Raw genomic sequence first — 24,757 nt, 5'->3', positions numbered from 1 at the left:
GGGTGCACCATGGAACGACATCTGAGCGGCCGGACGCTGGCCAGGCTGATCGCCCTGGACCGTCCGGAAGGTCCCTACTACCGCGCGCTCGCCGGAGCGGTGCGCACCGCGATCCTGGACGGGCGGCTGGCCGTGCGCGTGCGGATGCCCGCGGAACGCGACCTGGCCACGGCGCTCGGCGTGAGCCGCACCACGATCACCGCCGCCTACGACAAGCTGCGCGAACTCGGCTACCTCGCCAGCAGGCAGGGCGCGGGGAGCTGGACCGCGCTGCCCGACCCCGCCACCCTCGGCCCCGACGACCCCTGGCTCGCCTCGGGCGATGACGGGCTGCTGGCCATGCACTGCGCCGCGCCGCCCGCGACCGGCCTGCTGTCGGAGGCCATGACACTGGCCGCGCAGGACCTGCCCTGCCACACCCTGGGCATCGGCTACGACCCGCTGGGCCTGGCGGCGCTGCGCGAGGCCGTCGCCGCCCGCTACACGCTGCGCGGCCTCGCCACCCGGCCGGACCAGATCCTGCTCACCGCGGGCGCGCAGAGCGGCATCCACCTGGCCATGAGCCTGCTCGTGCGGCCGGGCGACCCCGTGGTGGTGGAGTCGCCGACCTACCCGCACGCCCTCGACGCCGCCCGGTACCACGCCGCCCGGATCGTCCCGGTCGGCGTGGCCGAGGACGGCTGGCACCCCGACGCGCTGGCCGAGGCGATGCGGCAGTCCGGAGCGCGGGTGGCCTATCTGGTCCCCGACTACCACAACCCGACCGGCAGGCTGATGGACGACGCCACCCGCGCGGCCGTGACCGGGGCCGCCCGCCGGGCGGGCACCACGCTGCTGATCGACGAGTCCTGGGCCGAGCTCGGGCTCGACGACACCCCGCCCGCCGCGCCGATGGCGGCCTTCGACACCGACAACCGGGTGATCACCATCGGTTCGGCCTCCAAGCTGTGGTGGGGCGGCCTGCGCGTCGGGTGGGTGCGCACCACGGCCGAGCGGGTGCGCCGGATGGCCCGGCTGCGCGCCGCGATCGACATCGCCGGGGCGCCGTTCCAGCAGCTCGTCGTGGCACGGCTGTTCGAGCGCATCGAGGAGGCCCGCGCCGAGCGCAGGCGCGGGCTGCTGGCCTCCCGCGAGGCGCTGGTGGCCGCTCTGCGGGCCCGGATGCCCGGCTGGCACTTTCGGATACCGGAGGGCGGCGGAGTGCTCTGGGTGCGCCTTGAGGGCCCTGTGGCCACATCGCTGGCGGCCGCCGCCGCGTCTCATGGCGTACGGCTGGCGCCGGGGCCGTGGTTCGGCGTGGAGGGCACGCTGGAGTCCTACCTGCGCCTGCCGTACACCCAGCCGCCCCAGGTGGTCGGCGAGGCCGTGGCGCGCCTCGCGGCGGCCAGGGCGGGCGAACCGGGCCGGGCACGGGGCCGGGCCGCGGACTCGCTCACTCCCGCGCTGTGAGCGCGGCGCGGTCCCACATCAGCCCGCGCAGGCCGCGGGTGAACATGAACAGCGCCGCCCCCGCGCACAGCGCGACCGCCGCGAGGGTGAGGAAGTACGCCTGCTGCGACATGTGGGCCAGCAGCCGCCCGGTCTGCCCGCCGACCGCGTCCCCCACGGCCGTGGACAGGAACCACACGCCCAGCATCTGGCTCTGGAAGGCGCGCGGGGCCAGGTGGGAGGTCACCGACAGCCCCACCGGGCTCAGCGCCAGCTCCCCGAACACCTGCACCAGATAGACCGCCACCAGCCACCACACCGTCACCCTGGCCGTCTGCGCCAGGCCCGCGGCCACCGCCATCAGCGCGAAGCTCAGCCCGACCATCAGCAGCGCGAACCCGAACTTCTGCGAGGCGGTGACCCGGTCGCCCAGCCATACCCACGCCAGCGCGAACACCGGCGAGAAGATCAGAATGAACAGCGGGTTGAACGCCTGCGTCGTGGCCGCCTGGATGCCCACCCCGAAGATCGAGAGGGTGGTGTGGTGCTGGGCGAACAGGTTGAGCACGCTCGGCGACAGGTCGTAGATCATCCAGAAGATCGCGGCGGCGGCGAACAGCCAGACGTAGGCGCGCATCCGGGCCCGCTCCCCGGCGGTGAGGCCATGGTCGCCGAACAGGATGTACGCGAAGCAGGCCACCGGGACGGCGACGATCCCGGCGGTCAGCACCACCGTGAGCCGGTCCAGCGTGAACGTGCCCGAGACCGCCCACAGCACCGCCCCGCCCGCCGCCAGGGCCGCCGCGCCGCCCGCCAGCCGGGCGAACGCCGCCCGCTCGGCGCAGGTCAGCCGGTGTTCCGGCCGCACGCCCGCGTCGCCCAGGTGGCGCTGCCCGCGCACGTACCAGACCAGGCCCAGCGCCATGCCCACCGCCGCCGCGCCGAAGCCCAGGTGCCAGCGGTTCCCGTCGGCCAGCCAGTCGCCGACCACGAAGGGCGCGGCGAACGCGCCGACGTTGATGCCGAAGTAGAAGATCGAGAACCCGGCGTCCCTGCGGGCGTTCTCGTCGGGCGGGTAGAGCCTGCCCACCATGCAGGAGATGTTGGGCTTGAGCAGCCCGGTCCCGGTCACGATCAGCGCCAGCCCGGCCCACACCAGCGCCGGGCCCTCAAGCGGCACGGCCATGCCGATGTGCCCCGACATGATGATCAGGCCGCCGATCAGGACCGCGCGGCGGGCCCCGAGCACCCGGTCGGCGAGCCACCCTCCGGGCAGCGCGAGCAGGTAGACCAGCGCGCCGTAGATGCCGACCACCGCGATCGCGGTCGGCTCGGTCAGCCCCAGGCCCCGCGCGGTCACCGGGGCGACCAGGAACAGCGCCAGGATGCTGCGCAGGCCGTAGTAGCTGAACCGCTCCCACATCTCGGTGCCGAACAGCGTGGCCAGGCCGCGCGGATGCCCCAGGACCCGCTCGCCGCGCGGGCGTGCCTCCCCCAGAGCATCCGCTGTCATGCCCTGCCCCCTGATCGTGGCCGAGGCCGGCCGTCGTGGACGAGTGGTGGATGAATGCCCGTATCGCCGCTGGTCACGCCTTACTTCCCGGCCGGTGCGGAGACTTGTCCGCGGGCGGCGGGTGTGGTCCGATGCAGGCGACTGGCGGGCGAGCGCTGCGGAGGTGCGCCATGGCCGGTGCCCGGGTGCGCGAGGAGCGGGCCGAGATCGAGGCGGAGGTCGCCGGTCGTACGCTCTGCGAACGGCTCGCCTGGGTCGCCCGCGCCCACCCGGACGCCCCCGCCTACTCCGACCCGGTCGCGGACGGCTGGTCCACGATCACCTACGCCCAGGCCAGGGAGCGGGTCCTGGACATCGCCGCCGGGTTCGCGGCGATCGGGGTCGAGCCGGGCGACGCGGTGGCGTTGATGATGGCCAATCGCAGCGAGCACGTCCTGGCCGACCTCGGCGCGGTCCACGCGGGCGCCACCCCGTGCTCGGTGTACGCCACGTTCGCGCCCGAGCAGGTCGGCTACGTGGCCGCGCACGTCGGCGCGAAGGCGGCCGTCCTCGGCGGCCCGGCCGACCTCGCGCGCTGGGAGCCGGTGCTCGGCCGGCTGCCCGCGCTGCGCCGGATCGTGATGCTCGGCGGCACGCCCGCGTCCGGCCCGTTCCTCTCCTGGGAGGAACTGCTCAGGCGCGGCCGGGCGTTCCGCGCCGCCCGCCCCGCCGTCATGGAGTCCCGCCGGCGCGCGGTGACGCCGCAGAGCGTGGCGACCGTCCTGTACACCTCGGGCACCACGGGCGATCCCAAGGGCGTGCCGCTCACGCACGCCAACCTGGCCTACCAGGTCGCCGTCGTCGAGCGCATGACCGAACTACCGGACCTGGCGTCCCAGATCTCCTACCTCACCTACGCCCACGCCGCCGAACGCGTGCTGAGCCTGTACCTTCCGCTGTCGAAGGCCGCCCACGTCCACTTCTGCCCGGACCTGGCCGACCTGGGGGCGACCCTCGCGCGGGTCGAGCCGATGATGTTCCTGGGCGTGCCGAGGATCTGGGAGAAGCTGGCGGCGCGGCTGCGCGCGGTGTTCGCCGCCGAACCGTCCGCCCGGCGCGAACGCCTGCGCGCGGCGATGGCCGCGGGCCTGGCCCACGTCGAGGGCGCCCAGTACGGCCGGACCTCCTCCGCCGAGACCGAGGCGGCCTACCGGGAGGCGGACCGCGCGGTCCTCGCGGACGTACGCGCCATGCTCGGCCTCGGCCGCGTCCACTGGGCCGCCACCGCCGCCGCGCCGATGCCGCCGGACGTCCAGCGCTTCTTCGCCGGGCTCGGCCTCAACGTGCTCGGCCTGTACGGCATGACCGAGACCGCGGGCGCGATCACCGCCAACACCCCCTCCCGCCACCGGCTGGACACGGTCGGCAGGCCCGGGCCGGGCGTGGAGGTCCGCATCGCGGGCGACGGTGAGATCCTGACCCGCAGCCCGCTCAACACGTCCGGCTACCTCGGCGACCTCGCGGCCACGGCCGCGCTGCTGGACCCGGACGGCTGGCTGCGCACCGGCGACCTGGGGAGCATGGACGCCGACGGGTTCGTGCGGGTCGTCGACCGCAAGAAGGAACTGATCATCACCTCCGGCGGGGAGAACATCTCCCCGGCCACCATCGAGAGCCTGCTGAAGGAGCATCCGCTGATCGGCCAGGCCCTCGCCTGCGGCGACGGACGCCCGCACCCGGTCGCCGTGCTCACCCTGGACGCCGAGTCCGCCCCGGCGTGGGCCCGCGCGCGGGGCATCGCGGCGGACTCCTTGCCCGGGCTCGCCGCCCACCCGGAGGTCCTGGCGGAGGTGGCGGCGGCGGTCGGCGCCGCGAACGCCCGGCTGGCCCGGGTCCAGCGGGTCAAGCGCTGGCGGCTGATCCCGGCCGAGTGGACCGTGGAGACCGGGGAGTTGACGCCGAGCCTGAAGCTGAAACGGCGGGTGATCCACGCGAAGTACGCGGATGTCATCGACTCCATGTATCCGGGGCATTAGGGGAATTCGGCCTTGCCGTAGCGCGCCCGGTGCGGGGCCGATCGGGGGCTTTGCCGTGCCGGGTGTGTGTCGGGGGCTCTGGCATTACCTGGCGGTTCATACCGTCTTGATCATGACTCAGAGACTTCTTCTCACCTCATTCGCGGCGGGCGCGCTCGTCGCGCCCATGCTCGTGCAGGCGACACCCGCCGCGGCTGAGGAGCTGGAGATCGGCTCGATCACGGTACGGCCCGCGCATCCGGTCGTCGGGGCGAAAGGGTCCGTGCGCATGGTGATCGACGTGGTGGCGCGTGGCGCCGTCGGGCGCGACGGCGTCACCATCAAGGTCGAACCGGGACGCCCGGAGCCGCCGGCCCCGCCTCCCGATCGGCCCGGCTCCGGCTCCCCGGACCCTGACCTCACCGACCCCGGCTCAACGGCCCCGGACCCCGCCGACCCGGGCACGGCCCCTGACCCACGCCCCGATCCGCGCCCCGATCCGCGCCCCGACCCCAGATCCGAACCCCGGCCCGATCCGAGAAGCGAGCCCCGGCCCGACCCGCGTCCCGACCGTCCGCCCCCGCGGCCGATGGGGCCGCGTCCCCGCCCGCAGGACCCCGGCCAGGCAGGTCCCCGGCCGCCCGCCGTGCCTCCCGCGGCTCCGGACGACTCCGCGCCGCAGGACCCCGGGCCGGAGGACCCGGCGGGCACGTCAGGCGACTCCCAGCAGCCCGTGCACTCCGGGCACGAGCCCGTGATCCGGCCCGCGACTCCCGGGCAGTCCACCTCTCCCGAACGGGTCGAGTTCAGGCCCCCCATGCGCCCTGAGGAGTTCGGCAGGCCGGGCCTGATCGGCCGGTCCGTGGGATCGGCGCGCCTGGCCACCGGCATGGCGAACCCGACGCCGCCGCGGGACACCAGAGAACCCGGCAGGGCGGCCAAGAAACGCCAGAAGACGCAGTCCGGCAGGCCCGCCCACCGGGACCTCCCGGACTGGGCCGTCCGGCCCGGCCGCCACGACCGCCCGCACAGGGGCCCGGTGAGCATGCCCGGCCGCCCGGATCGTCCGGGCAGGGACGAGGCCGCTCCGCCCAGTCGTCCCGGCAGGGACCAGGTCGGAATGCCGGGCCGTCCGGACAGGGGTCCGGTGAGCATGCCGGGCCGTCCGGATCGCCCGCGCAGCGATGAGGCCGCTCCGCCGGGCCGTCCGGGCAGGGGGCCGGTGGGGATGCCGGGCCGCGTGGACAGGGCGGAACGGGAGCAGGCCGATGAGCAGTGGCGTGCGGATCGGTCCGGGAAGGAGCGGGAGCCCGCCGAGCGGGCGCTGAACCCCGCCGGGCCCGTACGCCCCGCGCTGCCCCAGGAAAGGCCGCTGCACCCGATCCATCCCGCGGTGCCGCCCACAGGTGACCGGTACCCCGTGGTGCCGCACCGGGGCCACACCCACCCCACCGTGCCGCAGCAGGACATCGGCCACGGAGGGACGCTGGCGCCCGCGATGCCCGGGGCGGCGATCCACCACGCCGCCTACGCCACCGCCCGGCTCGCCTCCGACTGGCGTACCTGGCGGTTCCTGCCCGCCAAGGCGCTGGACCGCAGGTACCCGGCGGGCCGCTGGACGGTCACCGCGACGGCGCACGGCGCGGGCGGTGAGGAGGTCACCGCGCGCACGTCGTTCTGGCTGCGCAGGGAGACCCGGCTGACCTCCGCCGAGGCGGTGCCCGCGGGCGGCGGCCGGGCGGGCAAGGTCCGGGTGCGCGGGGTGCTCACCCGGGTCGACCCCAAGGGTCTGCTCGACTACGCGCCCTTCCCGGAGCAGCAGGTGATGATCGAGTTCAGGCGTCCGGACGGCGTGCAGTGGACCCGCCTCGCCACCGTGACGACCGACCGCCGGGGCCGTTTCGCGCGTACCGTCGCCGCCCCCTCGTCCTCGACGGGGACCGGGCAGTGGCGGGTCAGGTACACCGGAAGCGGGCGTTACGCAGGGAAGATCGCTGATCTGAAGAACTCGCCGCAGAGATAGGCGAATGGATCGATTCGCCGTGATCGAATCGTGACCATGATCGGTACAACATCGTGGATGCTCTACCCGTCCTTGGTTACGGGTATGCACCTTGAGGCATGCCTTTTCCTATCGGGAGAGGAAGTCAGCATGTTGCGACGTACCGTAGCGGCGACCGTCGCGGCGGCGGCCCTGGGAGCCTTCGGGCTCGCCACGGCCGCCCCCGCCGCGGCCGACAGCCCGGTCGACGTCGGGCAGACGCAATTGTCGTTCGACGCCGGTCCCGAGCCCATCCACAAGGGACGCACCCTGTACCTCCGTGGCAAGCTCAAGGTCCAGTGCAGCGACGACTATGTCGACGGCCTCACGTACGTGATCCACTCCGACTCCTGCGACGACCAGGAGAGGTGGCACCGGCTGGGCTGGAAGGAGATCGACATCCTCTTCCAGCCGAAGGGCTCCTACAGGTGGCACCACGTGGAGTCGGTCAGGACGCGCGGCGACGGCTCGTTCTCGACCAGCGTCCGGGCCCGCTGGTCCGGCACGTGGCGCGCGGTCTTCGACGGGGCGCGGCACCTCGCGCCCTCCGAGGCCAGCGACTACGTCAAGGTCTACGGCGGTCACCGCTATGACGGCGACCCCATCCGGCCGGGCGGCTCCAGCCGCTGACAGGCGCGGTCGACCGTCATCGGCGGGACGCCCGGCTCCCCGGAGCCGGGCGTCCCGCTTTTTGACCCGCCCGAGGCCCCTACCTGACGGAATCTGACAGGTACGGCGGGCAGCATCCCTCCCATGGTGAACGCGAGCGGCGTATTCAACGTCGACACATGGGACGAGGACCCGTACGACCAGCGCGAGGGCGCCAAGCTCGCCCGCGTCCGCGTCGGCAAGACCTTCCAAGGGGGCCTGGAGGGCACCAGCACGACCGACATCATCACGGTGGTGTCCGCCGACGACGCCCCGCTGGCCTACTCCGGCATCGAGCGCTTCACGGGCACGGCGTCCGGCCGCCGGGGCTCGTTCGTCCTCCAGCACACCGCCACGGCGGGACCGGGCGGCGAGGGCGAACTGGCCTGGCGGATCGTGACCGGCACCGGCACCGGTGAACTGACCGGCATTCGCGGCGAAGGACGGATCGACATCGCCCCGGACGGCACACATTCCTATGCCCTCGAATACGAACTGGGCTGACCCACCCATAAAGAAGAGCTTGCCGGGGAATGTGTGAATTGACCGGATCGATGTCCGGGAGACATGCCCGTCATCGCCGGGACCGTCCCGAGCGAAACCTTCCATCCAACCATGTCCGGGCATCCAGGGGGTTACGCGCCGGGGGATCTTCCGACACCCGGCGCGGGCGTGAGAGCGGTGTACACGGGCGCGGGGGCCGCGCTCTCTAGAGAACTCCCTGGTGGACGGGGTTGTCGGTATTCGGGCGATAAATCCTGCAAAGAGGTCGATCGTGGATTATTGCGGAATAGTAGGCAGGGGGAAATCCACGGGATTAATTTTCTAACGCCCGGGCGTAGTCGGAGTGGCCGATGCTAATGTCTTCTCGTCGTAATTCGGCTTTTCGATCCCTACGCGAGACAAGGCTCGTGGGATGCCAGCAAGATCTGTCTTCGGCCGTGCCCCGGCGGAGAGCGTGCCCCACATCGCGCTGTTCGCCGGACACGGCGAGACCACCCGGGCGTTGCGCGCGATCGACTGGGCGGCGACGCCACTGGGCGGGCCCGGCGACTGGCCCGAGGGGCTGCGGACGGGGCTCTCCATCAGCCTGGGCGCGGCCGTGCCGATGGCGGTCCTGTGGGGCCGCGATCTCCGCCAGATCCACAACGACGCCTGCCTGCCGCTGCTCGGCGCGGCGCGGGCGGCCGGCGCGCTGCTGCGGCCCGCCGCCGAGTGCTGGTCGCCGGTGTGGGCGGCGCTGGGCCCGCTCGCCGAGCGGGTGATGCGCGACGGCGAGGCGGGCCGGATCGGCGGCCAGGTCCCCGGTGTGCCGTTCCCCGCCGATCGGGGGCTCGGCGGCGAGCGGGTCTACACGATCTGCTGCGCGCCGCTGCCCGGCCGCGACGGCGAGGTCGGCGGCGTGCTCTGCACCTTCCACGACACCACCGGCCACGACACCACCGGCGCCCCGGCGTACACCGCGGCGGGCGCGCTTGCGCCGCGCCCGCGGGCTGCCCCGGCCGACCCGCCGGCCGTGGTGCGCGACGAGCGGGTCCTGCTGGTCGTCGACGACCCCGAGATGCGCGACTACCTGGAGCGGGTCCTCGGCGAGCACTGGACGACCCGGGCGGTGACGTCCGGCGCGGAGGCGATCGACCTCATCAGGGCGGAGGCGTTCGGCATCGTGCTGGCCGACTCCGACGCGCCCCAGGCCGACGGCGTCGATCTGGTCGCCGAGATCCGCGCCGACCCCCTGACCGAGTCGCTGCCCGTGGTGCTGCTCTCGGCCCGCGCGGGCGAGGAGGTCTCCGGCGGCCTGCGCACCGGGGCCGACGATCACCTGATCAAACCGTTCTCCGGCAAGGAGCTGGTGGTCAGGGTCGGCGCGCACCTGATCATGGGGCGGCTCCGCCGCACCCGCGAGATCCGCCTGTCGCCGGGGGAGGAGGGGTTCCGGGCGCTCGCCGACGCCGCGCCCGCGCTCGTGTGGGCCGCCGACGCCGCCAGGCGCTGCGAGTTCGTCAACCGCGCGTGGTGCGAGTACACCGGGCGCACCGCCGAGCAGGAGGTCGGCCACGGCTGGATGGACGGCGTGCATCCCGGCGACCTGCCGCTGATCTCCGGCACGACCTACGACGAGTTCGCCCGGCGGGCGCCGTTCGACCTCGAATACCGGCTGCGCCGCGCCGACGGCTCCTACGGCTGGCTCGCGGTCCGGGGCGTGCCGCGGGTCGATCGCGACGGCGAGTTCGCCGGGTTCGTGGGGGCCTGCGTGGACATCACCCGCCGCAAGCGCCACCAGGAGCGGCTGGGCGTCCTCGCCGAGATCACCACGGCGCTCGACGCCACCGACGCGCTGAGCGAGCGGCTGACCAGGACGGGCACGACCCTGACCACCCGGTTCGCCGACCAGTGCAGCGTCGAGGTGAGCGGCCCCGACTCCCGCACCTGGCGGCTCATGCACGCCAGGGCGGGCACGGGCGAGCCGGAGGTACGGGTGCCCGCCGAGACGCTGGAGCGCTGGCTGGAGGCGGGCGCGCAGCCGTCCCCCGCGCCCGGGGCGCCCGGCGCCTGCCCGGACACCCCGAACACGATCGTCAGCCCGATCACCGTTCACGGCCGCGTCCTCGGCGCGCTCACCCTGGTCGGCGGCGACGGCCGCGCGCCCTACGACGGCGAGGACCGCGTGGTCGCCGCCGAGCTGGCCCGGCGGCTGGCGCTGCACCTCGACTACGCGCGGCTGCTCCACGTCGAGCGGCTGGCCCGCCGCACGGTCGAGTCCGCCGCGGCGCGCGGCGCCCGGCTGCAGGAGCTGACCGCGAGCCTGTCCCGGGCGCTCACCGTGGAGCAGGTCGCGGGTGTGGTCGCCGGGCACGCCAAGGCCGTGCTGGACGCCGACGCGGTGGTGGTCATGCCCACCGCGGGCCGTTCGCTGACCACGGTGGCCGTGGCGGCGGCCGGTGACGAGGCGTGGGCCGCCGAGCCCGCCCGCGACGCCGACCACCCGCTGGCCCGCGCGATGCGCGACCGCACGCCGCGCTGGACGGCGGACGGCGTGGCGGGGCTCGCCTCGCTGCCGCTCGCGGTGGGCACCCAGGTGGTCGGCGGCCTCGCCGTGCGCCTGGCCGAGCCGCGCGAGTTCACCGCCGAGGAGCAGGAGGAGCTGACCGCCATCGCCGGCCTCGGCGCGTACGCACTGCAGCGGGCCGGCCGCTTCGACACCGAGCACCGGATGGCCGCCACCCTCCAGCGCAGCCTGCTGCCCGACCGGCTGCCCAACGTCCCGGGGCTCACCACCTGGGCCAAGTACCTCACGGCCAGCGCCGAGGTGACCGTCGGCGGCGACTGGTACGACCTGGTCCCGCTGGAGGACGACCGGGTCGCGGTGGTGATCGGCGACGTGTCCGGCAACGGGGTGACCGCCGCCGCCATCATGGGGCAGATCCGCAGCACCCTGTCCGCCTACCTCCTGGAGGGCCACGATCCGGCCACGGCGCTGGCCAAGACCGCCCGGATGGCCGAACGCCTCGGCCCCGAGCTGATGACCACCGTCTGCTGCGGCGTCCTGCACCTGTCCAGCGGCCGGTTCGAGTACGCCAACGCGGGCCACCCGCCGCCGCTGGTGCGCTGCCCGGACGGGCGGATCCGGACCCTGCGCAGCGCCGTCGCCCCGCCGCTCGGCGTCGGCGGCCCTGACGACTACGGCTCCTTCACCGAGACGCTGCCGCCCGGCTCGGTCCTCGTCATGTACACCGACGGGCTGGTCGAGCGCCGTGGCGAGCCGATCGACCTCGGAATGCGCCGCCTGACCGCCAGGCTGGCCACCGCCCCCTCCTCGCTGGAGGGGCTGGGGGAGCGGCTGATCTCGCTGGTCGGGCCGCCGGGCAGCGACGACACGGCGGTGCTGCTGATCCGCACCAGCGGCAGGCCGCTGGACCTGGAGCTTTCGGTCCCCGCCGCCCGCGGCGACCTGGGCGACCTGCGTCACCGCCTGTCGCGCTGGCTGCGGGTGGCGCACCTGTCCCGGCTGGAGGAGTACGAGTTCCTGCTGGCGTGCAGCGAGGCGGTGGCCAACGCGGCCGAGCACGGCCACAGGTTCGGCGACGGGGCGATCTCGGTCAGCGGGCGGATCACCGCCGGCCTGGTGACGATCAAGGTGCGCGACGGCGGCGGGTGGCGCGACCCGCACCCGTCCGACCGGGGCAGGGGCATCGCGCTGATGCGCGCGGTGATGGACTCGGTGAGCATCGACCAGACCGGCGATGGCACCACGGTGCGGATGCGCCGCCGCTTACCGGGCAAGGAACCGGCCTGATCAGCATGGGAATCGCCCCCCGCGGCCGGTCGTCGCACGGCGGGCACGACCTGCCGGACCTCGCGCGCGGCCGACGCCAAGGCGCTGCTCCGCTGGTTCGTGGGCGAGGTCCCCGCGGCGGGACCAACACCCGCGACCCGCCTCAGGCGAGCAGGTTGACCGCGGTGCGGAAGACGGCGGGCAGCCGCTGGGCCGCCGGGACGATCGCCCTGGCGCCGCCGGGCACGCGGGTGGCCCACAGCAGGCCCTCGGTGAGCAGCCGGTGCCGCCGCGACAGCCGCCGCCACGCCGCCTCGTACGCCTGCGGCCGTCCGGCCAGCAGGCAGCCGACCATCGCCCGCGCCGACAGCACGGCGAGCGAGACGCCCTCGCCGGTGAGCGCGTCGGTGTACCCGGCGGCGTCTCCGACCAGCAGCACCCGCCCGGCCACCCGGGCGCGGGCCCGCCTGCGCAACGGACCGGCCCCGCGTACCTTGCCGTCCGGCGGTCCGGACAGGCGGGCGCGCAGCGCGGGGAAGCGGGCCAGGTGCGCGTCGAAGGAGAGGCGCTGCGAGCTGAGCACGGCCACGCCGACCAGGCCGTCACCGACCGGGGTCACGTACGCCTCGCCGCCCGGCGCCCAGTGCACCTCGACGAAGTCGGTCCACGGCGCGACGCGGTAGTGACGGCGCAGCCCGTACCTGCGGGGCCGGGTGTCGGGGACGTCCAGGCCGAGCGCGGCGCGCAGCGGCGAGCCCAGGCCGTCGGCGGCGACGAGCCACCGGCCGCGCATCCCGGCGGCCCGGACGCCCGCGTGGTCCTGGCTCACCCGGTCGATCCGGCCGCGGACGATCCGCACCCCGAGTTCTTCGGCCCGCCGGTGCAGCACGGCGTGCAGCGCGGTGCGCCGGACGCCCAGGCCGGGCCCCACGTCGAAGTCGGCCTGCGCCCGGTGGGCGGGCGAAAGGTAGCGGATGCCGCGCAGCGGCCTGCCCTGCGGGTGGACGCCCATCGCGCGCAGCGCGGCCAGGCCCGTCGGCATCAGCCCCTCGCCGCACGCCTTGTCCACCGGCGCGTCCCTCGGCTCGACGACCACGGCCTCCATCCCGGCCAGCGCCGCGTGCACGGCGGTCGCCAGGCCCGCCGGGCCGCCACCGGCCACCAGCAGGTCGATCACGGCGCGGCGGGCGCCGAGGCGGCGGTGGTGAGCGCGGCCTCCTCGCCGCGGATCCGCACGATCATCAGGACCGCGTTGAGCGCGGTGAAGGCCACCGCGGTGACCCACGCGCCGTGGACCAGCGGCAGGGCCGCCCCCTCCACGGCCACCGCGACGTAGTTGGGGTGGCGCAGGTACCGGTACGGCCCGCCGGTGACCAGCGGCAGCCCCGGGATCACCACCACCTGGGTGTTCCAGCGCCGCCCGAGCGTGGCCACGCACCACCAGCGCAGCCCCTGCGCGGCGATGACCAGGGCGAGCATCGGCCAGCCCAGCGCGGGCGCGAACGGCCGGCCGGCCAGCGCCACCTCCAGCGGACAGGCCACCAGCAGCCCGGTGTGCAGGGCCACCATCCACGGATAGTGGCCCCGCCCGCTGACCACGGCGCCGCGAGCCAGGCTCCAGCGCAGGTTACGGCGGGCGACCACCAGCTCGGCGAGGCGTTCGGCCCCGACGAGCAGGATCAGGACGAGGTACCCGATCGGCATGGCACGACCCTATGCCCTGGATCACCAGCGGAGCAGGACCAACTCGGCGCAGAATCCCGGGCCCATCGCGATGAGCAGCCCGGGGGTCCCGGGCGGGGGCGGCGGGCGCAGCCGCAGTGTGTCGTGCAGCACGTGCAGCACGGACGCCGAGGAGAGGTTGCCGATGGCGGCGAGCGAACGCCAGGTGACATCGAGCGCGCCTGGCGGCAGGCGCAGGGTCTCCGCGACGGCCTCCAGCACCTTGGGGCCGCCGGGATGGCACACCCACGCGGTGATGTCGGCGGTGGTCAGGCCGTGGTCGGCCAGGAAGCCGTGCACGTCCTCGGCGAGGTGGGCGCGCACGACGCCGGGGACGCTCGCGTCCAGCACCACCCGAAAGCCGGTGTCGCGCACGTCCCAGCCCATCACCCGCTCCGAATCGGGGTAGAGCCGGCCACGGGTGGCGACGATCTGCGGGCCCTCTTCGCGCCCGCCCGCCGCCCGGTCGCCGCTGACCACCACGGCGGCGGCCCCGTCGCCGAACAGCGCCCCGGCGACGAGGTTGGCCACCGAGGCGTCCTCGCGCTGCACGGTGAGCGAGCACAGCTCCACCGAGAGCAGCACGGCCACGTCGCCGGGGCGGCCGAGCAGGTAGTCGTGCAGCCGGGCCAGGCCCGCCGCGCCGGCCACGCAGCCCAGGCCGAACACCGGGATGCGCTTGAGGTCGGGGCGCATGCCGAGCCGGGCGGCCAGGCGGGCGTCCACGGAGGGGGCGGCGATGCCGGTCACCGAGGTGAACATGATCAGGTCCACGTCGCGCGGGGTGAGCCCGGCCGCGGCGAGCGCCGCGCCGACCGCTTCGGCCCCGAGGTCCACCGCGGTGTCGATGAAGACCGAGTTGGCCGCGCCGAAGCCGTCCAGCTTGGCGTAGTGCGCAAGCGGCAGGGCGAGGTTGCGGTGCTCCACCCTGGCGCTCGCGTGCAATCGGCGCAGCAGCCGACGGTCGCCGCCCTCCGGCAGGCACAGGTCGGCGAAGGCGTCGGTGATCTCGTCCTGCGGGTAGCGGTTGGGCGGGAGGGCTCCCCGAACGGCGGTGATTCGCGGCATCTGTGGTAATTCCCCCCGCTTCAAGGTCAACGATTTTCAGCGTACGTCGCCGTCCGGGCGGTCAGGGGGCTCCGCGCCCCGGCGCGCCCGGCGCTTCGCGTACCCGGCGGGGAAGCGCCCGCGCGCTCTACGATCGGCCAGATGACGACCATCGCGGTCCGGCGTGTCACGGGGCTCGCGGGAGCCTGCCATCCGGGGCCGACCGTCGTGGTGACCGGGCTGGTGACGGCGCTGGCCGCGATCGCCGGGCGCGATCCGGCGGGCTGCGCCCTGGCCGGCGCGGCGGTGCTGGCCGGGCAGCTCTCCATCGGCTGGGGCAACGACGCCGTGGACGCCGGGAGGGACGCGGCGGCGGGGCGTACGGACAAGCCCGCGGCCCGTGGGTCGGTCGATGACGGCGTCGTGCGGGCGGCCGCGGTGGCCGCGCTGCTCTGCTGCGTGCCGCTGTCGCTGGCCTCCGGAGCGGCGGCGGGCGTGGCGCACCTGCTCGGCGTCGGCGCGGGGTGGGCCTACAACCTCGGGCTCAAGGCGACCGCGCTGTCCTTCCTGCCGTACGCGGCCGGGTTCGCCGCGCTGCCCGCGTTCGTCGCGCTCGGCCTGCCCGGCGCGCCCTGGCCCGCCTGGTGGGCGGTGCTCGCCGCCGCGCTGCTCGGCGTGGGCGCGCACCTGGCCAACGTGCTGCCCGACATCGACGGCGACCTGGCCGCGGGCGTGCGCGGCGGGCCGCAGCGGCTCGGCCGCGCCCGGACCCGGGTGCTCCTTCCCATGCCGCTGCTGGCCGCCACCGCGCTGCTCGCCCTCGCCCCGCCCGGCGGCCCCGGCCCGGCCGGTTGGGCGGCCCTGCCCATCGCGGTGGCCGCCACCGCGGCCGGTCTCACCGCCGCCCGCCGCCGCCCTCGCGCCCCGTTCTGGGCGGCCGTCGCGGTGGCGGCGGTGGACGTCGCGCTGCTCCTGGCCACGGGCGGTGACATCACCCGCTGACGGCGACCCCTGCGCGCGGGCGTGGGCGGCCGTCGCGGCGGCGGCGGCATCACCCGCCGACGATGGCCCCCGTGCGCATCGTCAGGGGCGGATCCGCAGGGTGCGGGTCTGGTGGCGGCCCAAGTCCACTGTGACGGTGTCGCCGTCCAGCGGCAGCGCCGCGCCGTTCTCCTCAAGCGGCGAGACCTCCAGGACCGACCCGGCCGGTACGGCGAGCCGCAGCGGCACGGTGACCGGATCCGGCCCGGTGCCGCGCAGCCGCACGATCACGCCGTCGCCGTCGCCGGCGGGCTTGATCGAGGTCTCCACGCCCAGCCCCTCCGGAACCTCCGCGAAGCGGCCCGAGGCCGCGCCGAACCGCCGCTGGTCGCGCAGCACGATCGGCGGCGTCGACGCCTCGGCGGCGAACCGCCCGGCCGCCACCGGGTCGCCCGGCCCCGCGTGGGTGGTGAGCCGGAACCGCAGCGGTACCTCCCCCTCCTGCGCGGCCCGGAAGTTGACCATCCAGTGGTTGTTCAGCGCCCACGACATGATCGTCGGACTCTCCGGTTCGAGCCGTTCGGCGATCTTGCCGGTGGTGATCCCGCCGAGCTGGACCAGGGGCGCGTCCAGCGGCACCACGGTCACGCCGTGCCGGTCGTCGCTGACGTCGGCCCAGCGGCGGATCGGGTACCAGTCGAAGGACACGCCGGGCAACTGGTCGTCATTGGGCGCGCACGGCACGCCGTTGAGGTCGAGCAGGAACCCGAACCCGTCCGGGTCCAGGCCGATGGGGAAGGCGATGTAGACGGACTCGGGATCGGTGTGCGGCTCCTTGTCCAGCAGCCAGTCCACGTGCAGCGCCTTGACGCGCGACTCAAGGGCGAACACGCACCGGGCCGAACGCACGCCGGGCGCGGAGACGTCCACCTCCACGACGGCACGCCCGTGCTCGGCCTCGGCCGGATGGACGGTCACCTCCCGCGCCCCGGCCCGCCGCAGGGGCGGGTCCGCCTGCCAGTAGCCGAAGTCCCAGCTCGCGAAGTCCTGGAGGTACAGGGCGTCCCGGCCGCGCTCGTCCGCGACGGTCTCATGGACGTACTCGCCGATCCGCCTGCCCTCGTGCTCCCCGGCGAAATCGTGCCCGAGCGCCTTGTCCACCCAGGAGGCGACGGTCCCGGTGGCCGGGTCGATCTCCACCCGATAGTGGGCGTTCTCGATGACCGTGCCCTCGGCCCGCAGGTCGTCCTGGTCGATCCCGGCCTCCGGGTCCACGAACGCGTAGCCCAGGCCGGGGACGCGGGCGCGGACCCGCGCCAGGGCGCTCGGCGGCGGGCCGCCCCACGGCACGCCGCGCGGGAAGAAGCCCTCCAGCATGCCCGCGGGAGCGCCGCCGCCGCGGTGCTCGGGCACCTCGACGATCGCCTCGCGGTCGAACGGCAGCGTGTTCACGATCAGCAGTTCGCTTCCGGCGAGGCGCGGGTACGCCTCGGCGGGGTCGAGGTCGCCCAGGTTGAACATGCCCTCGGGGCCGGGTTCGGCGCGGGTGGCGGCGAAGTCGCGCGCCGTACGGGCCAGCAGGTCGTGGGTGAGCATCGCGCCCTCGTAGGCGAAACCCGCCTTGCGGTTCCACTGCGCCCTGGTGAACAGCGAGGACGGGGCGTCGATGCTGGAGAACGCGCCCCAGGTGTGCTCGTCGAACAGCGTCAGCGACTCGTAGATCCGTTCCAGCAGCGCCTCGTCCCACTCGCCGCGGCCTTCGGCGCGCAGCCACGCGCCCAGCGTCTCGGCCGCGCCGATCAGCTCCTGGCTGCCCCGGTTGACCCCGGTCTCGTACGCGCTGGAGGCGACCCCGTCGGCCCACCAGTCGGTCCAGTCGCCCCGCCAGGTCGGCAGGCCGTCCGCCCAGCGCTCCTTGAGCACCTCGCGGAACGCGCGCGGGGTGGTGAACTCGATGCGCGGCGTACGGCCCTCCTCGTTCCAGCGCCGCACGAAGTCGGCCATCCGCAGGTCGGGCGGGCCGTTGTCCACCCGCATCGGATGGGTGGACTGGGCGTACAGGAAGTCGAAGGGGTAGTCGTCGGCGGCTTCCAGCCGTTCCAGGTAGGCCGGCAGCGACCCGTCCACGAACCGCCGGTCGCCGAGCTTGGCCTGGCTGCGGCCGAACAGGTAGTGAAACCCGTTCCAGGTCAGGATCCGGCCGCCCGCGGGCCCCTGCCACCAGAACCCGCCGGGGAACGGCCGGGGCGCGCGCCCGCGCGACTGGTTGAGCGCCATGGTCAGGAAATCGACCCCGATCGCCGGCAGCAGGTCGGCGAACAGCCAGCTCACGCCGTTGACGTCGCACTGCATCGCGGTCTCGACGCTGATCCCGTACTCCTCGCGCAGCACCCGCACCGGGTACAGGCTGCGGTGCATCTGCTCCGGGCCGAGCAGCGGCGTCAGGTTGTAGTTCATCGCGCCCACGTCGATGGCCCCGAGGCGCTGCCAGTGGCGGAAGCGCTCGGCGTCGGCCCGGCCCGCGCCGCGCAGGTGGCGCAGCAGCGGCCCGGTCAGCTCGCAGGTCCACCGGTACCGCTCCGGCTCCGGCCGGTCGGCGGTGGCCTCGATCAGGTCGAGGGCGCGGGTGACGAACTCGCCGTGCTGCCGGAAGCACACCTCCTGGTGGTCGTTGAACCCGATGTCGTGGTGGGTGTGGTTGGCGACATAGATCGTGTCGATCTTCGGCATGGTCTCGGTTCCCCCCGTCATGCCCTCGTGGCGGTCTTCTGCCCGCGCAGTCCCAGCTCGATCTCCTCCAGGCTGCGGCCCTTGGTCTCCACCAGCAGGTACCGGACGAAGACGAACGCGACCGCGCAGATCGCCGCGAACCCCAGGAACAGCAGGCCGATGCCGAGCGCGTCGAGCAGGACCGGGAACAGCAGCGAGATGATGAAGTTGGCGGTCCACAGCGCGAACGTGGCCACGCCCATGGCCGCGCCGCGCACGTTGAGCGGGAAGATCTCGCTCATCACCACCCAGGCCACCGCGCCCCAGCTCACCGCGAACGACATGATGAACAGCGCCAGGCAGACCACGGTGACCACGCCGACCACCGCCGAGCCCTCGGCGGACAGCAGCGAGGTCAGGGCGAGGACGGCCAGGCTGGCGAGCATGCCGAGCGCGCCGTACTGCAGCAGCGGCTTGCGGCCCACCTTGTCGATGAGCCAGATCGCGACCACCGTCATCGCCACGTTGACGACGCCGATCCCGGCGTTGGCGATGATCGCCGCCGAGTCGCCGAACCCGACGGTGCTGAGCGTGGTGGGCGCGTAGTAGATGATCGTGTTGATGCCGACCAGCTGGCTGAGCGCGGCCAGCCCGGCGCCGATGAACAGCGTGCGGCGCAGCCAGGGCGCGAAGACGTCGCGCAGCCCGGCGCGTTCCCGCTCCATCCGCTCGACCTCGCTGATCTGCGCCAGCTCCTGCTCGACCTCCTCGGGCGCGCGGGTGCGGGCCAGCACCTCGCGGGCCTCGGCCGCGCGGCCCTTGCGGATCAGCCAGCGCGGTGTCTCGGGCATGGTGGTCAGCCCACCGAGCATCACCAGGGCGGGCAGTACGGCCAGGCCGAGCATCCAGCGCCACGCCTCGAACGGCGCGAGCGCGGAGTTCATGATGTAGGCGACCAGGATGCCGACCGTGATCATCAGGGCGTTGAGCGTCGAGACCGCGCCGCGGATCCGCGTGGGGGCGATCTCCGCCAGGTACAGCGGGATGGTCACCGACGCCGCGCCCACCGCCAGCCCCAGCACGATCCGCCAGAGGACCAGTACCGCGGGCCCCGGGGCCAGCGCCGCCCCGACCGCCCCGACGGCGAAGGTGACCGCGGTGATCTGCCCGAGCCTGCGCCGCCCGAGGGAGTCGGCCAGCCGGCCCGCGAAGGCCGCGCCCACCATGGCCCCGACCAGCAGGGAGCTGACCACGATCCCTTCGGCGAGCGGGGTCAGCGACAGCTCCTGGCGGATGAACAGCAGCGCCCCGGCGATCACACCGGTGTCGTAGCCGAACAGCAGGCCGCCCAGGGCGCCGAAGAAGTAGATCTGTTTGGTGGATGTGGAACGTGACATGAGGGGGTTCGCCTCCTAGGGGGCGGCCGGGGCCACGTGGGCCGCGCCGAGCAGCGCCGCGTCGTCGCCGAGCCGGGTGGGGGTGAGGAGCCGCAGGGAGCGGACATCGGCCAGGGCGGGGGTCAGCAGGGGCGCGAGCACTTCCCAGCCGCGGGCGATGGCCCCGCCGACCACCAGGGCGGTCGGCGCGAAGCGGGCCAGCCACGGCGCGACCGTCGCGCCGAGCGCACCGACGGCCTCGCCGAGCACGGCCAGCGCCCGCGGCTCGCCCGCGCGGGCCCGCTCGATGAGGTCTTTCACGTCGAAGCCGTCGCCCGCCCCGTAGGCGGCCAGCAGCGCGCGCCGGGAGAACGTCTCCTCGATCGGCCGGCCGCCGTACTCCAGCAGGTCGACCCGGCCCTCGGGCGGTACGCCGGGGCCGTCGTCAACGACGCGGCCCCCCGCCAGGAACGCCGATCCGACGCCGGTGCCCAGGGTGAGCCCGGCGCACCTGTCGTGGCCACGCGCCGCGCCCGCCGTCCACTCGCCGAGCAGGAACGCGTCGGCGTCGTTGAGGAAACGGAACCGGCCGGGGGCCAGGCCGGTGGCATCGGCCAGCGCGGCGCGCAGGTCCACGCCGTACAGGGACTCGAACTTGCCGACGCCCTCGAACAGCGCCACGCCGCGCGCGTAGTCGAAGGGGCCCGGCACGGCCAGGCCCCAGGCGCGGACGGCCGGGGTGTGCGCGGCGGCCACCGCGCCGGTGATGGCGGCGAGCAGTTCGTCGCGCCCGCCGTCGGCCCGCAGCGGGACTCCGTGCGTCCCGCCGGGGATCCGCCGGTGGGCGGCGGTGTCGATGCGGGCGGCGGTGACGTGCGTGCCGCCCAGGTCGACCGCTCCCACCATCGTGGCGGTCATGGCACCAGGGCCTTGAGGATCCGGCAGGCCGGGCCGCGGACCCTGCTGATCCGGTAGGGCCCGACGGAGGCAGGGATGACGATGGTCTCGGCGTAGGCGAGCGGATGCCGGTCGCCCGCGGCGGTCTCGATGACCGCCTCCTCGCCCTCCACCAGGTTGAGCACGTGGAAGCGGCCGCCCGTGTCGTCGCCGACGTGCTCGTCGAACTCCAGCCTGCGTACCTCGAAGAACATCTCCGGCAGCGCGCCGAGCAGCACCTCCCGGCCCTCGCCGGGAGCGCCGCGCAGCGGGCGGGGCGGCCCCGCCAGTTCCTCGCCGACCGCCGCGCCGCGCCGTTCCACGTCGAGGTTGGCGAACGCGTGCTCGACGTGGACCGGGCGCAGGGCCCCGGCGGCGTCGCGCCGCACCCAGTCGAAGAACCGCAGGCTGTACAGGTAGGGGGTGGCGCTGACCTCCAGCACCACGTTGCCCTCGCCGCTGGCGTGCGGCGTGCCCGCCGGGACCAGGAACAGCCGGTGCGGGTCGGCGGGGAAGGTCTGCACGTACCGCTCGACGTCGAAGAAGCGGCCCTCGTCCTCGGCCAGGTGCGACTCGCGGCGGAACTCCGCCATGTCGGCGTCCTCGCGCAGGCCCAGGTAGACCTTCGCGCCCGGCCGGGTGACCATCACGTAGTAGGTCTCGTGCTGGGTGTACTCCCAGCCGAAGACCTCCTTCATGTAGTCGGGCCGGGGATGGCAGTGCACCGACAGGTTGCCGCCCTCCACCGTGTCGAGGTAGTCGAACCGGATCGGGAAGGACGTGCCGAACCGCTCGGTCACCGGCTCGCCCATCACCTCCCGGGGCCGGGCGGCGACCAGCATGGCGAACGGCACCTCGACGGCGGCGTCCGGCGCGGGGCCGAGCAGCACGCCGCTCTCCGGGGCGATCAGCTCGTAGGACAGGGCCACGTTGGGCGCGTCGGGCTCGACGCCGACGGTCTTGCGCAGCCACTGGCCGCCCCAGGAACCGGACAGGTACGCCGGGCGGGTGCGGAACGGACGCCGGGCCAGCCCGTCCAGGGTGGCGCGCAGATCCTCGCCGCGGACCGAGCGGGGCGCGGCGAGGTCGGCGGCGTCCACGAACCGGGCGATCCGGTCGTAGATCCGCTCGCGGTGCCGGTCGAGCAGCGGCCAGTCCACGTACAGGTGGACCTTCTCCACGCCGGGCTCACCGGCCGGGTGGCCGACGTTCGGCGCCTGGCCGCCCTGTACCGCGGCCAGGGTGTGGCGCTTGGCCACCTCGACGTACCACAGCTCGTCATGACCCACCAGCGCGGCGCCCGGGCCGTACACGACCAGCGTGTCCGCGGGGGCGGGGTCGAGGGCGGCGGGCAGCCCGTCGAAGACGTCGGCGAGGTCGCCGCCGCTCAGCCGGACGAAGTTGGGGTCGCCGTCGAGCGCGGACCCCTGGGTGCGGCGGCGGACCTCCTCGGGCGGGGCGTGGTGGCGGCGCACGTCGTACGTCGCCACGGAAAGGCCGCCCTCGCCCGTAAGGGCCGCGCGCAGCCGTTCGGCGAAGCCGTTCCAGTCCAGGGCGGCGGGGCCGTCCAGGGCCAGCACGCGGGGGCGGCTCGCCGCCATGGCCCGCGCGAGCGCGGCGTGACCCTCATCGACCGATCCGGCCGCCAGGGGATAACAGGGAACCGGGTCGTACACGCGTCGTTGCTGGTCATCGCCACTGGTAACGTTCACATTCGCGATGTTAACGTTACCGCTCACCGCTCCGTCAATGAATGTTCAGCGAGTGGCCTGCCGCGCGGCGAGCGTGCCGCGCGGGGCCGGCCTGGTGCCGATCACCACGGCCCGCGGCGGCCCGGTCTCCCCGGCCAGCCGGTCGGCGAGCAGGTCGGTGACCGTACGGCCGAGCAGTTCGGCGTCGTAGGCCACCACCGAGAACGGCTGCTCCAGCATGTCGGCGAGGTCGAAGTCGTCGAACCCCACCAGCTCGGTGCCCGCCCCGCCCACCGCGCGCAGGGTGCGCATGGCCCGCAGCGCGCCCACGGTGAGCAGGTTGTTGGAGGTGAAAAGCGCGGTCGGGGCCGCCGGGCCGCCGAGCAGGTCGGCGGCGGCGCGCTCGGCCTCCTCCGCGCCGGTGATCCCCACCCTGACCAGTTCCTCGGCGGCGGGGAGCCCGGCGTCGGCCAGCGCGGCGAGGTAGCCGTTCAGCCGCTCACCGCCGGTGTGGATCCGCGCCAGGTGGCCGATGTACCCGATCCTGTGGTGTCCCTTGGCCGCCAGCCCGGCGACCGCGTCGCGCGCCCCGCCGAAGTCGTCGACCGTCACCACGTCCGCGTCGATGCCGCGCGGCGGGCGGCTGCAGAACACGACGGAGGTGCCCCGGGTGAGGTCGCCGGCCAGGTAACCGTGGTCCTCCCCGGCCGGGACGATGATCAGCCCGTCCACCCGGCGGGCCAGCAGGTCCTCCACCAGCTGCCGCTCGCGCGCGGCGTCCTCGTCGGTGTTGCCCACGATCAGCGCCAGGCCGAGCCGTCGCGCCGTCTCCTCCACCGCGACCGCGAGCCGGGAGTAGAACGGGTTGGCCAGATTGGTCACGACGAGCCCGATCAGCCCGGTGGAGCGGTTGTGCCGCAGGCCCCTGGCCAGGCTGTTGGGGCGGAAGCCGAGGCGCTCGATGGCGTCGAGCACCCGCTGTCTGGTCTGCGGGTTCACCGGGTCTCCGCCGTTGACCACGCGGGAGACGGTCATCACGCTGACCTGGGCCTCGCGCGCCACGTCCCGCATGGTCGGCCGGTGGCGTCCGCCCGTGGCCGGGCTCATGGGCACTCCTGGATCGCGTCCTTCGTGGATGGGCTCAGCATATTGCGCGCGTCCACGGCGCGGGACGGCCCGGCGCGGCCACCGGCATGAAGGGAGCCATCACTACCTCCGTCGCTCGCGCTTATGTAATGTGCTCTCGTGGAAGAGATCATTACATATGTTGAGATGACCGACGTGGCGGAGTTGCGGCCGGGTCGCCCGGCCGCCGAGGTGACGCTGGAGTGGGCGCCGCCCGGCTCGCCGCACATCGTGCCGACGCACGTACGGGTCGGCGAGCCGCACAAGTGGCGGAGCGTGCGGCGTTCACCGCAGGAGTGGGCGGAACTGCTCGCGGACCCGGAGCGGCGCTGCTGGCTGATCAAGCACGGCGACGACATCGCGGGGATCCTCCACCTGCGCGTCGGCCTGCGGGGCGATGTGGAGATCGACTCCTTCGGGCTGGTGCCGGAGTACGTCGGCAAGGGGATCGGCGGGCACGCCCTCACCCTGGCGATACGGCAGGCGTGGGCGGCCGTCGGCCCGCACGGCGAGCCCGCCCGCAGGGTCTGGCTGCACACCTCGACCCTCGACCACCCCCACGCGCTGACCAACTACAAGCGCCGCGGCTTTCGGCCCTTCTACACCCGCACCCGGGAACTGCCGGGCTGAGCGGGCGGCGCGATCGACTTGGCCAGGCTGCGCAGGCACAGCGCCAGCGCCGTGTGCCGGGGCGCGCCCGATGCGCGGGCATGCTCCCAGGCGATGTAGAGCAGGCCCCACAGGAGGTTCTGGACCCACTCGGGCGGCATCTCCGGATCGATCGAACCTTCGGCGTGCCCGCGCTCGACCAGCCGCAGCACCGTGCGGTCGGACTCGGTCTCGACCTCCCACTCCGGACCCTGCATGAGCGCGGGCTCGTTGAACAGCAGCGTGAGGATCTCGCCCAGCTCGAAGTACTCCTGGCACAGGCGGTCGAGCGCCTCGGTGGCGGTGCCCTCGTCGAGGCGGGCGCGCAGCGTCGCGGTGTCGATCTTGTCGAGTGAGTCGCGGGAGATCGCGGCGAGCAGGTCGGACCGCTCGGGGTAGTAGCGATGGATGGTGGTGCGGCCCACTCCGGCGGCCGCCGCCACGTCGCTCAGCGACGCGCCGGAGTTCTTCGACAGCACGGCGACGGCCGCGTCGAGGATCGCCCGCCTGGTGCGTGTGCGCGTACGGGTCTCGGCCTCCTGCTCACCTTCCATACCCCTGAAGTTAACCACAGGCGTTCCGTTATGAAAATCTTTTGACACTAGTGGAACACTCCTGTTCC

18 protein-coding genes are annotated in these 24,757 nt (G+C 74.3%); 8 read left to right on the top strand and 10 right to left on the bottom strand.

Annotated elements, in window-relative coordinates:
• Positions 1–9 precede the first annotated feature (9 nt).
• Positions 10–1,449 carry a MocR-like transcription factor YczR gene (gene yczR / locus DP939_RS17520; RefSeq protein ID WP_113981769.1) on the top strand — a complete coding sequence of 480 codons (1,440 nt, stop codon included), beginning with the start codon at positions 10–12 and terminating at the stop codon, positions 1,447–1,449.
• On the opposite strand, the gene DP939_RS17515 is transcribed toward yczR, so the two are convergent.
• On the bottom strand, positions 1,433–2,941 hold the full coding sequence (locus DP939_RS17515; protein ID WP_113981768.1) for a peptide MFS transporter: 1,509 nt from the start codon (positions 2,939–2,941) through the stop codon (positions 1,433–1,435). The two genes, yczR and DP939_RS17515, sit on opposite strands and share 17 nt — an antisense overlap.
• A 170-nt stretch (positions 2,942–3,111) precedes the next feature.
• Here DP939_RS17515 and DP939_RS17510 point away from each other — a divergent pair, with 170 nt between their 5' ends.
• From DP939_RS17510 to DP939_RS17490, 5 genes are all read left to right on the top strand, one after another.
• Positions 3,112–4,956 (top strand): AMP-dependent synthetase/ligase, encoded by a 1,845-nt coding sequence (locus DP939_RS17510; RefSeq protein ID WP_113981767.1) that lies wholly within the window; start codon positions 3,112–3,114, stop codon positions 4,954–4,956.
• Between the two features lie 112 nt (positions 4,957–5,068).
• Complete coding sequence (locus DP939_RS17505) at positions 5,069–6,958, top strand: hypothetical protein (protein WP_147268032.1); 1,890 nt, start codon at positions 5,069–5,071, stop codon at positions 6,956–6,958.
• A gap of 129 nt (positions 6,959–7,087) precedes the next feature.
• Entirely contained in the window at positions 7,088–7,606 is a 519-nt protein-coding gene (locus DP939_RS17500; RefSeq protein WP_113981765.1) for a hypothetical protein, read from the top strand.
• Between the two features lie 123 nt (positions 7,607–7,729).
• Entirely contained in the window at positions 7,730–8,128 is a 399-nt protein-coding gene (locus tag DP939_RS17495; protein WP_113981764.1) for a DUF3224 domain-containing protein, read from the top strand.
• A gap of 412 nt (positions 8,129–8,540) precedes the next feature.
• Entirely contained in the window at positions 8,541–11,921 is a 3,381-nt protein-coding gene (locus DP939_RS17490; RefSeq protein ID WP_113981763.1) for a SpoIIE family protein phosphatase, read from the top strand.
• A 142-nt stretch (positions 11,922–12,063) separates the two neighbouring features.
• Here the strand turns inward: DP939_RS17490 and DP939_RS17485 are convergent, their stop codons facing one another.
• From DP939_RS17485 to DP939_RS17475, 3 genes are read right to left on the bottom strand one after another with little or no spacing between them, the layout of a single operon-like run.
• Complete coding sequence (locus DP939_RS17485) at positions 12,064–13,077, bottom strand: NAD(P)/FAD-dependent oxidoreductase (protein WP_113981762.1); 1,014 nt, start codon at positions 13,075–13,077, stop codon at positions 12,064–12,066.
• On the bottom strand, positions 13,074–13,604 hold the full coding sequence (locus DP939_RS17480; protein ID WP_113981761.1) for an isoprenylcysteine carboxyl methyltransferase family protein: 531 nt from the start codon (positions 13,602–13,604) through the stop codon (positions 13,074–13,076). Before DP939_RS17480 ends, DP939_RS17485 begins: the two co-directional genes overlap by 4 nt.
• 21 nt (positions 13,605–13,625) lie before the next feature.
• Positions 13,626–14,690, bottom strand: a complete 1,065-nt coding sequence (locus DP939_RS17475) for a type III polyketide synthase (RefSeq protein ID WP_113981760.1) — start codon at positions 14,688–14,690, stop codon at positions 13,626–13,628.
• 141 nt (positions 14,691–14,831) lie between these two features.
• Between DP939_RS17475 and DP939_RS17470 the strand changes: the two genes are divergently transcribed.
• Positions 14,832–15,671, top strand: coding sequence for a UbiA family prenyltransferase (locus tag DP939_RS17470; RefSeq protein WP_113981759.1), 840 nt, complete (start codon positions 14,832–14,834; stop codon positions 15,669–15,671).
• Positions 15,672–15,752: 81 nt separating this feature from the next.
• On the opposite strand, the gene DP939_RS17465 is transcribed toward DP939_RS17470, so the two are convergent.
• The 5 genes from DP939_RS17465 to DP939_RS17445 are packed head-to-tail and all read right to left on the bottom strand — an operon-like array spanning position 15,753 to position 23,469.
• A complete protein-coding gene (locus tag DP939_RS17465) occupies positions 15,753–18,380 on the bottom strand; it encodes a glycoside hydrolase family 38 N-terminal domain-containing protein (protein ID WP_158578601.1) in 2,628 nt (875 codons plus the stop codon).
• Positions 18,381–18,397: 17 nt separating this feature from the next.
• On the bottom strand, positions 18,398–19,756 hold the full coding sequence (locus tag DP939_RS17460; protein ID WP_113981757.1) for a sugar porter family MFS transporter: 1,359 nt from the start codon (positions 19,754–19,756) through the stop codon (positions 18,398–18,400).
• Between the two features lie 15 nt (positions 19,757–19,771).
• Positions 19,772–20,653, bottom strand: coding sequence for an ROK family protein (locus DP939_RS17455; RefSeq protein ID WP_199565216.1), 882 nt, complete (start codon positions 20,651–20,653; stop codon positions 19,772–19,774).
• Positions 20,650–22,383 carry a class I mannose-6-phosphate isomerase gene (locus DP939_RS17450; RefSeq protein WP_113981756.1) on the bottom strand — a complete coding sequence of 578 codons (1,734 nt, stop codon included), beginning with the start codon at positions 22,381–22,383 and terminating at the stop codon, positions 20,650–20,652. The genes DP939_RS17455 and DP939_RS17450 overlap by 4 nt, the downstream gene beginning before the upstream one ends.
• A gap of 45 nt (positions 22,384–22,428) precedes the next feature.
• On the bottom strand, positions 22,429–23,469 hold the full coding sequence (locus DP939_RS17445) for a LacI family DNA-binding transcriptional regulator (RefSeq protein WP_113981755.1): 1,041 nt from the start codon (positions 23,467–23,469) through the stop codon (positions 22,429–22,431).
• Positions 23,470–23,607: 138 nt separating this feature from the next.
• Here DP939_RS17445 and DP939_RS17440 point away from each other — a divergent pair, with 138 nt between their 5' ends.
• Positions 23,608–24,117, top strand: a complete 510-nt coding sequence (locus tag DP939_RS17440) for a GNAT family N-acetyltransferase (protein WP_225878307.1) — start codon at positions 23,608–23,610, stop codon at positions 24,115–24,117.
• Here DP939_RS17440 and DP939_RS17435 read toward each other — a convergent pair.
• A complete protein-coding gene (locus DP939_RS17435) occupies positions 24,087–24,689 on the bottom strand; it encodes a TetR/AcrR family transcriptional regulator (protein WP_113981753.1) in 603 nt (200 codons plus the stop codon). The two genes, DP939_RS17440 and DP939_RS17435, sit on opposite strands and share 31 nt — an antisense overlap.
• Between the last annotated feature and the right edge of the window lie 68 nt (positions 24,690–24,757).

This window comes from Spongiactinospora rosea, from assembly GCF_003315795.1.
In the GTDB taxonomy this organism is placed as follows: domain Bacteria; phylum Actinomycetota; class Actinomycetes; order Streptosporangiales; family Streptosporangiaceae; genus Spongiactinospora; species Spongiactinospora rosea.
Note: the sequence above shows the minus strand (reverse complement) of the source record. Positions and strands in the feature narration are given on the sequence as shown.

What these genes read in the sequence shown, in the direction of transcription:
- DP939_RS17455 (WP_199565216.1), bottom strand. Translation starts at nt 20,653, where the DNA reads ATGACCGCCACGATGGTGGGAGCGGTCGACCTGGGCGGCACGCACGTC.
- DP939_RS17465 (WP_158578601.1), bottom strand. Translation starts at nt 18,380, where the DNA reads ATGCCGAAGATCGACACGATCTATGTCGCCAACCACACCCACCACGAC.
- DP939_RS17475 (WP_113981760.1), bottom strand. Translation starts at nt 14,690, where the DNA reads ATGCCGCGAATCACCGCCGTTCGGGGAGCCCTCCCGCCCAACCGCTAC.
- DP939_RS17480 (WP_113981761.1), bottom strand. Translation starts at nt 13,604, where the DNA reads ATGCCGATCGGGTACCTCGTCCTGATCCTGCTCGTCGGGGCCGAACGC.
- DP939_RS17460 (WP_113981757.1), bottom strand. Translation starts at nt 19,756, where the DNA reads ATGTCACGTTCCACATCCACCAAACAGATCTACTTCTTCGGCGCCCTG.
- DP939_RS17435 (WP_113981753.1), bottom strand. Translation starts at nt 24,689, where the DNA reads ATGGAAGGTGAGCAGGAGGCCGAGACCCGTACGCGCACACGCACCAGG.
- yczR (WP_113981769.1), top strand. Translation starts at nt 10, where the DNA reads ATGGAACGACATCTGAGCGGCCGGACGCTGGCCAGGCTGATCGCCCTG.
- DP939_RS17470 (WP_113981759.1), top strand. Translation starts at nt 14,832, where the DNA reads ATGACGACCATCGCGGTCCGGCGTGTCACGGGGCTCGCGGGAGCCTGC.
- DP939_RS17510 (WP_113981767.1), top strand. Translation starts at nt 3,112, where the DNA reads ATGGCCGGTGCCCGGGTGCGCGAGGAGCGGGCCGAGATCGAGGCGGAG.
- DP939_RS17495 (WP_113981764.1), top strand. Translation starts at nt 7,730, where the DNA reads ATGGTGAACGCGAGCGGCGTATTCAACGTCGACACATGGGACGAGGAC.
- DP939_RS17445 (WP_113981755.1), bottom strand. Translation starts at nt 23,469, where the DNA reads ATGAGCCCGGCCACGGGCGGACGCCACCGGCCGACCATGCGGGACGTG.
- DP939_RS17490 (WP_113981763.1), top strand. Translation starts at nt 8,541, where the DNA reads ATGCCAGCAAGATCTGTCTTCGGCCGTGCCCCGGCGGAGAGCGTGCCC.
- DP939_RS17515 (WP_113981768.1), bottom strand. Translation starts at nt 2,941, where the DNA reads ATGACAGCGGATGCTCTGGGGGAGGCACGCCCGCGCGGCGAGCGGGTC.
- DP939_RS17500 (WP_113981765.1), top strand. Translation starts at nt 7,088, where the DNA reads ATGTTGCGACGTACCGTAGCGGCGACCGTCGCGGCGGCGGCCCTGGGA.
- DP939_RS17505 (WP_147268032.1), top strand. Translation starts at nt 5,069, where the DNA reads ATGACTCAGAGACTTCTTCTCACCTCATTCGCGGCGGGCGCGCTCGTC.